This is a genomic window from Amphritea sp., assembly GCF_016744155.1.
Classification (GTDB): Bacteria; Pseudomonadota; Gammaproteobacteria; order Pseudomonadales; family Balneatricaceae; genus Amphritea.
The window spans coordinates 17595-29556 of record NZ_JADGEW010000034.1; the positions used below are offsets into that span (position 1 = coordinate 17595).

The window sequence follows — 11962 nt, forward strand, 5'->3', positions numbered from 1 at the left end:
GGTGACGACCATATATGAGTATGATTAAGCTTTAAAAACAGCGTTATCAATACCGCATCAGTTGAATAAATTTATAAGCAGGATCTGGAAGCTATATGTCTAACAACGGACAGTCGGATTATTTAAAAAAGATTCACCACATTACAGATGATGCTAAAACACTTCTCAACCGAGCAATACAGAACCGTGTCTGTATCGGTATCACCGGGCTGAGCCGAAGCGGTAAATCAACATTTATCACCAGCCTTATCAATCAGCTGAAACAACACGATGCCAATAACGCCCGGCTTGGTGGTTTCTCTCCCTGGTTAAAGAAACGTATTGTCCAGGTGAAAGAACACCCGCTTGAAAACAGATACCTGCCAAGATTTGATTATGAGCAAGCGGTAGAAAGTCTATCGGGCAGCGCTCCACAATGGCCAATACCCACTCAGGATATCAGTGGTGTGCTGCTGGAAATTAAACTAGCAGACCGGAGTTGGCTCGGCAGAAAAGCGACGAAAAGTGTTTTTATTGAACTGAGAGACTATCCCGGGGAGTGGCTGGTAGATCTACCACTGTTGAAGATGAGCTTTCGTGACTGGTGTATCCAGGTCGAGAAGCAACTTTCCAGAGCGCCCAGAAATGGATTTACCAATAACCCTCTGACATCCTTGATGGCACTTGATCCATTTTCTGCCTATGACGACGTGGTAATTAATAACCAACGTACGCTCTATATCGACTTTCTTCATTCATGCAAAAAACAATCACCACCGCTCACCATCATACAACCGGGTCGATTTATAGAACCCGGCGCTAAAGCCAACCACCCCGCTCTGCAATTCGTCCCGCTGGTCGCCTGTGCCAGATATAGCGAGGCAGAACTACAGTCTGCTGATGACAACAGTTACTTCAAGCGTCTGGAAACCCTCTTCGAAAGCTACAAGTCTGATATCGTAAAACCCTTCTTTAAAGAGTTTATTGAGCCGATCAACCGTCAGGTGGTTTTAGTCGATGTATTGAATGTACTTCATGGTGGAGAAGAATCTCTTCAGGAGATGATGCACGCGTTAGAAGCCATCGGGGAGAGTTTCGAATACAGCGGTGGGCTGTTTCATTCCAGGATCGATAAGGTTCTCTATGCTGCAACCAAGGTGGATCAGGTTGTCTCGCAGGATCACGACAATGTCCGACAACTACTAAGCAGCATCGTTAGAAAGTCTCTGGAACGGATCAAGGGCGCGCAGGCAGATCTCCGGGTGGAAGCGGTCGCAGCAGTAAGATCCTCTCATGCACAAACACAGGATAACGAAGAGATACTCAAAGGCATCTCGACTGATGGCGATGCCATTGGCTTTGTTAACCCCCAAATCCCCGATCATATTCCTTCAGACGCCGAATTTACGCCGTTTATAGACTGGAAGCTACCGGAACTGAAGCCACCGAAAGGCATCCGGGCCAATCAGGATCAGGCGATACCTCACATCCGTATGGATGAAGTACTACATAATTTAATGGGTGATATATGTCGATAAAGACAGAACAGGACGACGACTCACGAATCCCCCGGACATTTAAAATATCCGAGTCCGATTTAGAGGGCATGATCCCCGATTCGATTGAATCTGAAAAGATAGAAAACGAACTTCAAAGTACCGACCCCATAAATTGGGACAAGTATCCACAGCCTTTCTTTTCAAAAGCGATGAAGCTGACGGCAGCCGGATTGGGTGGGTTACTCTGCCTCACCGTTATAAACGATCTAATCTCCGTTATTAACAGCGCCTCAGAGGTTCACTGGGGCCTTGGAGTCGCGACTTCCTCATTACTGGCAGTTCTGGCCTTGATAGCGGGCACGGGCCTGTATCAATGGCTTAGAGGCGCTAACGATATAGATAAAATCGCTGAGTTTCAAAAAAGTGCAGCCGAGTTAAAGACACAGCAGAACACACAGAAGCTCACCCCTTTTGTCGACAGCCTGGTGAACTTCTACACCGACACCCCCCAGGAAAAGCAGCTCGAACATGCTCTCAGCTTAATGCCGGATTATCTGGATGATGCCGAGAGATTAAGACATCTTGAAAAACTCTTCATCGAGCCTCTGGATGCCCGAGTTGAAAACATCATCCGCAAACACAGCGTGCAAACAGGCATAGCCGTCGCCGCAAGTCCGATGCCCTCACTGGATGCCCTGCTGACAGTGTGGCGTACCAGCATTATGATCAAAGAGATCTCTAATACCTACGGCATCAGACCAAACTTTGGCAATCGCATGCGTATACTTTACCGGGTCGGCAGAAGCACCGCCTACTCCGGCCTGTCTCAAACCGCATTAGATATGCTCGATCTATCAAACTTCCCTGCCCTCAATATCGGTGCCAAGGGGCTACAAGGCGCCGGCGCCTGTGTCGCCACCTCGCGCATTGGTATTCAGTGCGCATCGCTGTGCAGACCCATTCCCACAGATCGAACAAAAACAGGTTATCGAGAAAAGCTGGTATCGTCGCTGTTACTAATATTGGGGAAAAAGCTTAATAAAGAATTGAATAAATGAGACTGATCGGGAGCGACCCACAGTTTATTAAAGGAAGTATGAAAGAAACTGCAGACACAAAAAAACCAGCAAGATACTGGTCTGATGGTTTCCTCTGTTTAGAAGGAAAGTATTGGTGGAGCCTAGCGGGGGCTCCCCCAGTTTGCGAACCAACTTAAAATTCAATAAGTTACCGCTAACTTCAACTCAATAGTTACACACATTGGTATCACACCGCAACCGAAGAATTACACTGTCACGGCATAGACCCGAGACTTGTGATTCTCTGGGAACAAAGCTAGAGTTCACTCGGTGGCTCATGACATTTTCCGGGATCGAACCCAGCCGCACATCTAGCACGTATTACCTACACCTGATCCTGCCTAAACCCTTTTCCCTAGCCCCTTACACCGAGATACTTACCTTTCCCTGCGCACCTCTCATTCAAGCCAGTGCACGCCAGAAAACGTAAAACGGGGACCTCCAATAGCTAGCCGTCATTGAGAAGCTCTTAGGCCTCACCCGTAACTTCTATACCCTTCGCCTATGATAATGCCGAAACGCTCGATAAGGTACTGCTCCCCTACATCGTTAGCCGTGAAACCGACGGCCAAACGGGTGATTATGGCTTGGATAAAGTCGAATCACACATCCTAAAAGATGCAATAGACCGAATAGATTTCAAATTGGATCTATCACACCTGAGTTTTGAGGATTCCCCCCCTACCGGTATGCGAGGGGAAAGCCTGAATAGATTAGGTCTTTCACCTGATGGGGAAGGGACTATTCCCCTAATTCATAATTAAATCTCTCCGGAAGGTTATGCTTTAATCCCTTTAGTCTTTAGCCAGTGACGACCTACCAGTTTCTCTATACCATACAAACAAGCAGCATATACCTCACTCAAAACACGTTCAAAACACGTTCAAAACACGTTGTATGAGCCATAAATCGATAAATAAGTAGAGGGCATACAATAAAAATGAAAGAGCTACAAATTAAAACGTTGCTAGTAGAACACCTGCTAAGGCAATGTAGTGATGTGATCTTGGGGGCAGAAGTTGCTTTTCAATACGGAAGTAGGAGAGCCGATATAATCTCAATTACAGACAACAATATTGCGACCGCTTATGAAATAAAGGGAGCGAATGACTCGATTGACAGGCTTGAATATCAAGTTAAAAGTTACAAATCATATTTTGATTATTGCTATATCGTTTGCGAACCATGCAATCTAAGTATTATCCGAAAAAACATCGGCAGAGAAGTTGGCATACTAGTTATTCACGATGAATTCATTGAACACCTTAGGAAGTCCCAACGCTTTAAACAGCATAAGAAAGAGTATCTCGCCAGCACCTTACCAATAAAAGAACTTAGAAAAATGACAAAGCATAACCATTTACGCTCAAAACATGAGCTATGTGAAGCGTTATCAGAAGAGCAAACAACACACTCTATTCGTGCTCAATCTAGAAAAAGTCTCGCCAGTAAATACAGAGTTCAAACGTCCCTACTAAAGAGGGACGTTGCAACAAAAGTAACTGCTGATGATTTACTTACAATTTCAAGAAGCTCCCCCGACGATCTCAAGCTCTGACCTTAACTTTACCCTAGTGGCTATGTAGTAATTCATACGCACCGATATCCAAAAAGACGGGCTTATTCCTGTAGGCTCATCATTGTGAGCAAGCTCAATTTCCTTATCAGCCCAAACCCCCAGAGATACATATCGACCATCCGCCACCATCTTTTTAGCACACAAAGGGTAGCTTCCTTTATCACGCCGATAACGCTTATATATAAATTTATCACCTATAGCCACATCAATTCGGGGAACAAATGTCCCTCCCTTGATCTCTATCTGTTCAGTATTAATCGATGCATAGTCACCATATTTAATTGGGTATTTCTTACATACCTCTCGGAAAACCACCTCTTCATAGATATCGAATTCGCCTTCTGCATCTCCATTTCCCTCTTGAGCAGGACTGCTAGGAAAAGAAGTACAAATCATTACGATATCTTCAATTTTGTCACCCAACTCATGAACAGCCAAAGCTGACTCAACATACAAATTTGAAACTATTTCCACATCAGCCTTAGCATCATGGCGAATATAGTCAGCATCCAAAAGGACGTACAACTTACAATTCTCAGCTAAGTTATTAACAATCGGCGAGAGATAGCTGGAAAGATCACTAGCATCTAAGTCATATGGAAGACGAACAGCTAAATGACTTTTCAAAACCGACATTTTTTTTACAAAGGATTCCACTTCAGAAAATTCCATTTTGGAATCCTCATAAAGATGGACCATTGGTATGATATTAAGGTTGGAATATAAATTTATAAAATACTGCCAATCTACGAATCCATTAAACTCGTCTATAAGCTGTTCAATCTGCGGATTTATGTACTTATCATCAGTACACAAATCTAGAATAAATGGCTTATCTCCTTGAATCTCACCAATTTGTTTCATTCGCCTATGAATATCACCATCAGGCGTCTTTGTCGTCTTCCGAGACTTTGTTAATTCATAAGTAGGCAGTATGTCATCAAGAAGATCATTACTAATATTTTTAAAGCATCTAAGTTCAGCATCACGAGTCTTGATTACAGGAAAATACTTATATTGACTCATAAGTTATGGCCTTGATAACCAAGCGACTTTGCCCTTATCCGAACGGCCATTGATGAAACATGAAAGAACTCGGCAATATCCTCAACCTTCTGAGAACCGGTAGATATGGCGCTATGAAAATCGTCTTCCGGCATTAAAAGCTCGGCGGCAAACTGATTTGCCTCTGTTTCCATCCGATTCATATCTCCATTTCTAAAGAACGTTGCATCTTCGAACGAATCTGACAAAACACTATGCTGTATAAAATGCCCTAGCTCATGAGCAATTGTAAATCTTTGACGGTGGGGATGATGAAGCGAATTTATTGTCATTATCCATTCATCGGTCTTCTTTTCTTTCTTTAAAGAGCCGGACTCGTCACCATCCATAGGTTCAAATCTCATTTTAATCCCTAGAAGTTTAGTAAGCTCTGACACATCAAGGGGGGCGCATACAATGCCGTGATCATTAGCAAACTTGACTACATCAGTAGCCGAAGACAAATCGTCAAACTCTGAATGGGCACGCCTTTCTCTGGGTTTTTTCTTAATAAAAGCCATTATTAATTCTTCCCTATTTCTAGTATCAAATCAGCGCCATCCTCATCTCTCTTATCTTCCTGAGAAATTTTCGCTGATATTATCCTTAAGTGCCTTTTTAGCAGTACCTGCTCTTTAGACATTCTATCAATATGAGCTTTGTAACCCTGCATCTCCGCGATCAGATTATCTAATTCATTTACAGTAGAGTTATAGTCAGACTGAGCAGCAGCGACTCCATCACTAAAGCCATCCTTTATACGCTCTTCAAACCCTGTGCTTCCAAAATATAAACCAGTAACTTTTTCTGCTGACTCTTCAGCTTTTTCCGCTGAAGCTCCTTTAATAACAAAGAAAGCTAAAATACCAATCAAACCATTTATGGCTATCAAAAAAGTTATAAGAGTCTGATAAAAGGAGCTCTGGAATGACCACAAGTCATCTAAACTAATCAAAGTACCACTTTCAAGCATTTCTCTAATAGCAAAGTTAACCCAAGGCCCATTAACATACGCTGGATCTTTTAAGATGTAAGACTCAGACAGGCCTGTGTACTCTAGAAAAGTTGGTGCAGATAAATATTGAAATAAGATAAGCCAGAATAACAACGTAAATACTGATGTTAGCCCTCCTACCAACAATATCGTGCCAAGAGAATTGCTCCTCGACTTATCACTAGCAGGTCTATTCTCTTCACTCATATTTGAACATCCCTTTTCCAATTAAGCTCAGATCTAAAAATCAAAGTAGCTCAGATTCTAAACATTTTAAGCGTCTAATTTATGACTCATAATTTCATTCTACAGCTGACAAGTAGAACTTGGAACAAGCTAGCCTCAAGAAATAAACTAGGAGGCTTCAACCATACTTTCACTTGTAACAGAGAAAGAGGTAGGTTCCCCTCCCCTCCTATGAACAACTTGTTGCAGAAACAGAAAAAAAACAGAACTCAGATAGGTAATTATAAGAGCAGTCATCTTTGTATTAAGTGCTGCTTCCCCCTTCAGGTGCCATCACTTTTGTAACGCTGGCCCTTTGAACTTAGCTTTTTGACTAGGTGGCATTGTTGGTTTCGTAACTTTCACCAGCTTCATTGAATGCTTAGATGCACTCAAATAGCCTCTTGAAATTCTTGCATGCTTCGGCCGACCATATTGATTGATACTTTCTACACTCAGGTGTCCCATTATGGCTGCAATCTCTATCCGTGATTTATCAGATTTCTTTAGATCACAACCCATCTGATGTCTCCAACTATACAAGGTTGGCAGACTCTTACGCTGAGGCCAAATTTCTTTAACTACTTTCGCTAAGCGTTTTTGAACATAGGTAATGGGATTTGCATAGGGGGCGTTAGTCAATGATGCATGATACTTCTGAAGTCCCTGAAAAGTTTTACTATCAGAAACTATCAGTGTTCGATCAATCCCTCTATCCGAGCGTTTCTTAGCTGAATTAATGAGCACTTTATTACCCGGAAGAAACTCTAGGTCTCTTATTTCAGCAGGCCTACAACCAAGATATTTTACGATCATAATCGTTGCATATACGTAACGATCACCACTTGAGCCACCCATTAAGCGCTTAACTAATTTTGCTTCATCGCTTTCTGAAACAGCCTTTACTTTCCTTCTTTTAGGCTTTATTAGGGCCTTTTTAGCTGGATCACTGGTGGTTGGATTAAGTGTAACTTTAACCTTGTCAGCTGTTTCAGCGAAACCTCTCAATCGTTGATCTAATTCAATAGCATTGCGAAGTCTTCGCCAATAAGCAGGGACGTACTCACCTGCACATGACGTCAAAGCATCTACTATATTTTTTTTAGTTATCGGCTTATCAATCAGCCTCGTTTCGTAAAAGTGTTTAGCGAGCTTTTTATAAGCCTCTTCGGTTGATACCAACATATCTTATCCTCCATGATAAGTTTCTGCGTTCATCCTGAACGCATCACTGCGAGTATAGCCACTCTTTTGGAAAGCCTACGTGTTTTATCTGACGTTTCGCTTACAGTTGTATCAAGGACTTCTCAACCACTCCGTGGTTTGCGATCCTCCATGACACACCCGCTTCACTAATCGCTTTTCGCCCCACTTCACTGCGTTACGGGGGCTCACTCGGTCAAAGAACGACCTCACCAGCGACCCATACTTACCGAGGTAAGTATGGGTTATGATACGCGGTGAATTTATAGTTTTTCATTGGTATCAAGATCATAATTTTCAGATCAGTTTTGTATCGAAAGCCAACCTGATCTACACTCCATAGCAGTCGGAAGATCAACACGCAGAAGGATTTGCAAATGTCTCTAGTACTAACTCGTAAGCCCTCAGAATCTATTACGCTTTTCACCGCTGATGATGAACCAATAACTATTACAGTTGCGAACGTGAATGGTCAGCAAGTCAAACTTAGTTTTGAGGCTCCAGATAACATTGATATTCTAAGGAATGAATTATTGGATTTTGATGATAAAGCCTTAAAGTGATTTGTAGTTGCTCTCAGGCGCCTCTGAGGTCAGCTATGTGCCAAAAGCGGACATGAAAAAGGACGCATAGAGCGCCCTTCGGAAACTGCTTCAATGAATGATTTTAAGGTTCATTGACATTCAGTAACTGCTTGTTTGAATGGACCATCACCAAGAACGTTTATTGCCCTATAGCTTGTTCTAGAACCCGTTTTAGTATCATGAACATCCACTATCATCATTGAGGATATTCCCGACATTGTATTCTGATACATCACGCTATAACCATCGGTTGTTGGCCTCATTGAAATAGGGACTGTTGAACTAAGTGCCCCAGAGCTCTCCCAAATATCAGCGATACACACAGCAACTTTTTTTGCTGGATAACTGCTTGATAGATCCATTTCTGGTGGCTGTTTCCGCAGATCAGCAGGTGTTGCGCAACCATACATACTCATTACAACCACACATATTGTGAATATTTTAATTACCTTCATCTTCTATAAATTCCTTATAATTATTAATCGATGAATTATGATCCTATTTGGCTGCTTCACTGTACAACAAGGATTACGGATCATGAAGCTGTGAATTTCGTTCTCTAGTGGGAAGTGATCTTAGGAATTGAATCGGAAGGCGACTTATAGCAGCTCTCAGGCGGCTCTGAGGTCTATTGCGCGCCATTAGCTGGCATGCTGGCAATCAATACTGTTACTACGATATAGTAAATGCTGATGAGTAACTCAGACGGATATTCAGGATGAATACCAATAGTCCTCTTGTCCTCTCTGGTAGCTACTACCTTCACACATCTAGTCATAGACACCTGATATTTACAGTTTCTTTAAACCGTCCATAGATATTATTTATAGAAATAAAAAAAGGAATCTATATGCGCTTTATATTATTAGTACTCGGACCTATTCTTCTTGCCGGTTGTTCAACAGCACAGATACCGCTTGAAGAAGCCAAATTAATTCCAAAAGAGCATATTTACAATAATACATTTTTGAAGCATGAAGCTGGGAATGAGCTTGTCCATTTTATAAGAGATCAAGGCTTAATTGGTGCCGGATGCAGCCACACAGTTTTCATCGATAACGAGAAGGCATTCGCTATTCAGCCGGGACAAGCAATTTCTGTAAGTTTAAAGCCCGGCAATCATTTCTTCAGGCTTGATCTTGGGGCTGGCTTATGTCCAAACGAATCTCATTCTAAATCAACTTATTTAAACCTAGGTGAACCACAAACATTTAGGATATCTATCTCCTCAGGTGGCACCCTTATGCTCACACGAATAAAATAAACATCCAACTAGCTCAATAAAACGGAAAATGTCTCTGAACTAAACTGAAGACCCAACGCAATTAGTTGGGCTGTAGCCAGTTCTGAGACAGCATTGTGTCGAAAAATGACCTAACTGCACCTGAGTCGAGCCAGATCAAGCGTTTGGGTCAGATTTGTGCCAGAAGCAGACGCTAATAAAGCTACTCCGTTGACGGGGAAGCACTTTTCGCAAGGCTTCAAGAGTCTTGCCCCAGCCTATGCGCTCTTTCCATAAACTTCCATCGATCCAAACGTTGTAGCAATCAATACGGTTACTGCGATATAGTTCAATTCGATGGGTAACCGGAGTACCCGTATCGTAGTCTGTAATTTTGATTAACCTGCGCAGCTCGGGTAACTCAGGCGGATATTCAGGATGGATACCATTGATCCTTTTTTTCCTCTCTGGCAGCCCTTGCCTTTGCATATTTAGTCACATATTCCTGATACTTACGGCTTCTGCGATACATCTTTTACCCATCCCTAGATATACCTACAAGGTAGCAAAGCTTGCAAGCTTGTATGTACTCAATAATAAATTATTATATTTTTAAGGAAGAATAGTGCAAAAGGTAGTAGTAATTATATGTTCTGTAGCAGCGCTTATTGGGTTTGGATTGTGGTTTCGCAGTGACCCATCTTTTGAGCCAGCTATTGGATTCATTGTTGCAATTGGTGGGTTAGCGCACAGTTACTGGCCTAACTTAACTAAAAAGTATGCTTCAAAACGACTAAAGGGTCGTCATTCTTTTGATTACAGTAATAATAATGGTCTATTCACTATAGGCACCGATGCTCTTAAATTTGAAACCAAATGGTCAAAAGCTAGTGGGGACTCTATTCATATTTATAATGATCCAGCATCAATTACAGGTATTGCTGTTGTAAAAGGAGTTCCAGCCATAAACATGATATCAAACGCTGCCAAATATGATTTCTCGTCTAGAAGTAGAACACCACAAGAAGGTGAGCTAGTAGTTCTAAAGAATTCCTTTGACAACTTTGCTGTAATTAAAATTGTAGATATAAAAGATTGCACTAGAAGTGACTCTAACGATGAATTAACTATTGAGTATGTTATCAATCCAGAGAAAAAAGTGGATTTTAAATAAAAATATAACGAGGCGTTATATTTCTTGAGCGAGGAATTCTAGTGACCAGACAGCCACAGGACTTGGAAAGACTTATCCACGAATCTCTCGAGCAGCTTGGATGGGACGCTGATGTAGAGAAACTTTCAGATAGAGTCAAGAGGCTAAACATAGGAATCCCACTCGAAGATGAATTTTCAATAATTTGTGGCTGGCTTGGTAAATGTCATTTAGTGCATAAGCTTGATCAGCAACAATACCCAAAATCATCAGGTGAAACCTACCAAGTTCCAGATCTGCTAGCTAGCTTTTCCAGAACAGACGGCAGTTCATCTACTGTTCTTATTGAAGTTAAGTATTGTAAGAACAACGTTATGTCTTTTAAGCCAGATTATTTCGCAAAGCTAAAAGCCTATAGTGAGCTTCTAAATTTACCTTTGCTAATTGCATGGAAGAGATGGAATATCTGGTGCCTTGTTTCTATTGACGAGTTCCGCAAGGCAACAAAAAATTACAACCTAAGTTTCAATGATGCTATGCGTAATAATCTACTCAGTTCTTTAGCTGGCGATTTTTCATACTCACTTAGTGTCAATGCAGGTGTCCATATAAGTGCAAGAAAGGAAAAGTTAATTGGTGTTGTCGAAACCGAGGGCGAGCGTAATGAAAACTGGCACATGGTTATTGATGATGTCTATTTTACCAATGGCAAGAGTGAACAGGTCCGTGATCTTTCGCCAACCGCTCAACAAGTATTTTTTTCATGGGATCTCAAGGAGGATCAAACACTTACAGAAACACATGCAATTATGCACCACATCTGTAAGGAGTCCTCTGGTCTATTTGCACACATGGCACTGACAAGGTTACTCTCTTTTCATAGCCAAGAAGATGAAGGCGTACATTGGCGTGGGCACTTACGTGACGATAAGGCCATTTCAAATATAAGCGACTATAGAACAGGTATTGAGGAAAATATGCGAGCAGGTATCGTCCATCATATTTTTGACATCCAGCCAAACAATGTGCCGGTCTTCATGAAATGAATACAACACATTATTCAACGAACGCCCTTCGGGCTCGGACCACCAAACCGCTACGCGGTTTTCCGGCCCGTTAATAAAGCGTTAGATAGTATATTGGCAAGAGAATAAGTATTGATTATGAGCATGAAGTCAGCAAAGAACTTTGAAGAAATCGTAATGTATCTGTCGGTTCTTAGGTACATTTTCAAGTCTAGAAGTAAGCGCGGCCTATATGACCTAAACAAGAAGGCAGAGCCTTTTTTTCAGAAATTATTCAATATCATTTATTCATGGAATCTTATTGACCTAAATGATATTCAGGCCAATTACCCAGCGATCGATTTAGGTGATGAATCACAAGGGGTTTGTATACAAG

At 41.8% G+C, this 11962-nt stretch carries 14 protein-coding genes; 8 read left to right on the forward strand and 6 right to left on the reverse strand.

Annotated features, from left to right (window positions below):
• The first annotated feature begins 95 nt into the window (after positions 1–95).
• The 3 genes from QZZ54_RS18045 to QZZ54_RS18055 all read left to right on the forward strand — a co-directional run bounded on the left by QZZ54_RS18045 (position 96) and on the right by QZZ54_RS18055 (position 4115).
• Positions 96–1517, forward strand: a complete 1422-nt coding sequence (locus QZZ54_RS18045) for a YcjX family protein (RefSeq protein WP_290705305.1) — start codon at positions 96–98, stop codon at positions 1515–1517.
• Complete coding sequence (locus QZZ54_RS18050) at positions 1508–2536, forward strand: DUF697 domain-containing protein (protein ID WP_290705308.1); 1029 nt, start codon at positions 1508–1510, stop codon at positions 2534–2536. Before QZZ54_RS18045 ends, QZZ54_RS18050 begins: the two co-directional genes overlap by 10 nt.
• Positions 2537–3497: 961 nt before the next feature.
• A complete protein-coding gene (locus QZZ54_RS18055; protein WP_290705311.1) occupies positions 3498–4115 on the forward strand; it encodes a sce7726 family protein in 618 nt (205 codons plus the stop codon).
• Here the strand turns inward: QZZ54_RS18055 and QZZ54_RS18060 are convergent.
• The 4 genes from QZZ54_RS18060 to QZZ54_RS18075 all read right to left on the reverse strand — a co-directional run bounded on the left by QZZ54_RS18060 (position 4083) and on the right by QZZ54_RS18075 (position 7584).
• Positions 4083–5162, reverse strand: coding sequence for a hypothetical protein (locus tag QZZ54_RS18060; RefSeq protein ID WP_290705314.1), 1080 nt, complete (start codon positions 5160–5162; stop codon positions 4083–4085). The two genes, QZZ54_RS18055 and QZZ54_RS18060, sit on opposite strands and share 33 nt — an antisense overlap.
• The gene (locus QZZ54_RS18065; protein WP_290705317.1) at positions 5159–5701 is read right to left on the reverse strand and encodes an ImmA/IrrE family metallo-endopeptidase; all 543 of its coding nucleotides are present in this window, start codon (positions 5699–5701) and stop codon (positions 5159–5161) included. Before QZZ54_RS18065 ends, QZZ54_RS18060 begins: the two co-directional genes overlap by 4 nt.
• A gap of 2 nt (positions 5702–5703) precedes the next feature.
• The gene (locus tag QZZ54_RS18070) at positions 5704–6381 is read right to left on the reverse strand and encodes a hypothetical protein (protein WP_290705320.1); all 678 of its coding nucleotides are present in this window, start codon (positions 6379–6381) and stop codon (positions 5704–5706) included.
• 312 nt (positions 6382–6693) lie between these two features.
• Positions 6694–7584 (reverse strand): hypothetical protein, encoded by an 891-nt coding sequence (locus QZZ54_RS18075; protein WP_290705323.1) that lies wholly within the window; start codon positions 7582–7584, stop codon positions 6694–6696.
• A 395-nt stretch (positions 7585–7979) separates the two neighbouring features.
• On the opposite strand from QZZ54_RS18075, the gene QZZ54_RS18080 reads away from it, so the two are divergent.
• Complete coding sequence (locus tag QZZ54_RS18080; RefSeq protein ID WP_290705325.1) at positions 7980–8165, forward strand: carbon storage regulator; 186 nt, start codon at positions 7980–7982, stop codon at positions 8163–8165.
• 110 nt (positions 8166–8275) lie between these two features.
• On the opposite strand, the gene QZZ54_RS18085 is transcribed toward QZZ54_RS18080, so the two are convergent.
• Positions 8276–8641, reverse strand: coding sequence for a hypothetical protein (locus tag QZZ54_RS18085; protein WP_290705328.1), 366 nt, complete (start codon positions 8639–8641; stop codon positions 8276–8278).
• A 395-nt stretch (positions 8642–9036) separates the two neighbouring features.
• Here QZZ54_RS18085 and QZZ54_RS18090 point away from each other — a divergent pair, with 395 nt between their 5' ends.
• Entirely contained in the window at positions 9037–9450 is a 414-nt protein-coding gene (locus QZZ54_RS18090) for a hypothetical protein (RefSeq protein WP_290705331.1), read from the forward strand.
• A gap of 135 nt (positions 9451–9585) precedes the next feature.
• Here the strand turns inward: QZZ54_RS18090 and QZZ54_RS18095 are convergent, their stop codons facing one another.
• Complete coding sequence (locus tag QZZ54_RS18095; RefSeq protein ID WP_290705334.1) at positions 9586–9897, reverse strand: hypothetical protein; 312 nt, start codon at positions 9895–9897, stop codon at positions 9586–9588.
• A 136-nt stretch (positions 9898–10033) separates the two neighbouring features.
• On the opposite strand from QZZ54_RS18095, the gene QZZ54_RS18100 reads away from it, so the two are divergent.
• From QZZ54_RS18100 to QZZ54_RS18110, 3 genes are all read left to right on the forward strand, one after another.
• Positions 10034–10582 carry a hypothetical protein gene (locus tag QZZ54_RS18100; protein WP_290705337.1) on the forward strand — a complete coding sequence of 183 codons (549 nt, stop codon included), beginning with the start codon at positions 10034–10036 and terminating at the stop codon, positions 10580–10582.
• A gap of 41 nt (positions 10583–10623) precedes the next feature.
• Positions 10624–11607 carry a hypothetical protein gene (locus QZZ54_RS18105; protein WP_290705340.1) on the forward strand — a complete coding sequence of 328 codons (984 nt, stop codon included), beginning with the start codon at positions 10624–10626 and terminating at the stop codon, positions 11605–11607.
• A 117-nt stretch (positions 11608–11724) separates the two neighbouring features.
• A partial coding sequence (locus tag QZZ54_RS18110; protein ID WP_290705343.1) for an SMEK domain-containing protein occupies positions 11725–11962 on the forward strand: 238 nt, incomplete at its 3' end.

What these genes read in the sequence shown, in the direction of transcription:
- QZZ54_RS18085 (WP_290705328.1), bottom strand. Translation starts at nt 8,641, where the DNA reads ATGAAGGTAATTAAAATATTCACAATATGTGTGGTTGTAATGAGTATG.
- QZZ54_RS18070 (WP_290705320.1), bottom strand. Translation starts at nt 6,381, where the DNA reads ATGAGTGAAGAGAATAGACCTGCTAGTGATAAGTCGAGGAGCAATTCT.
- QZZ54_RS18050 (WP_290705308.1), top strand. Translation starts at nt 1,508, where the DNA reads ATGTCGATAAAGACAGAACAGGACGACGACTCACGAATCCCCCGGACA.
- QZZ54_RS18055 (WP_290705311.1), top strand. Translation starts at nt 3,498, where the DNA reads ATGAAAGAGCTACAAATTAAAACGTTGCTAGTAGAACACCTGCTAAGG.
- QZZ54_RS18080 (WP_290705325.1), top strand. Translation starts at nt 7,980, where the DNA reads ATGTCTCTAGTACTAACTCGTAAGCCCTCAGAATCTATTACGCTTTTC.
- QZZ54_RS18095 (WP_290705334.1), bottom strand. Translation starts at nt 9,897, where the DNA reads ATGCAAAGGCAAGGGCTGCCAGAGAGGAAAAAAAGGATCAATGGTATC.
- QZZ54_RS18065 (WP_290705317.1), bottom strand. Translation starts at nt 5,701, where the DNA reads ATGGCTTTTATTAAGAAAAAACCCAGAGAAAGGCGTGCCCATTCAGAG.
- QZZ54_RS18060 (WP_290705314.1), bottom strand. Translation starts at nt 5,162, where the DNA reads ATGAGTCAATATAAGTATTTTCCTGTAATCAAGACTCGTGATGCTGAA.
- QZZ54_RS18090 (WP_290705331.1), top strand. Translation starts at nt 9,037, where the DNA reads ATGCGCTTTATATTATTAGTACTCGGACCTATTCTTCTTGCCGGTTGT.
- QZZ54_RS18075 (WP_290705323.1), bottom strand. Translation starts at nt 7,584, where the DNA reads ATGTTGGTATCAACCGAAGAGGCTTATAAAAAGCTCGCTAAACACTTT.
- QZZ54_RS18045 (WP_290705305.1), top strand. Translation starts at nt 96, where the DNA reads ATGTCTAACAACGGACAGTCGGATTATTTAAAAAAGATTCACCACATT.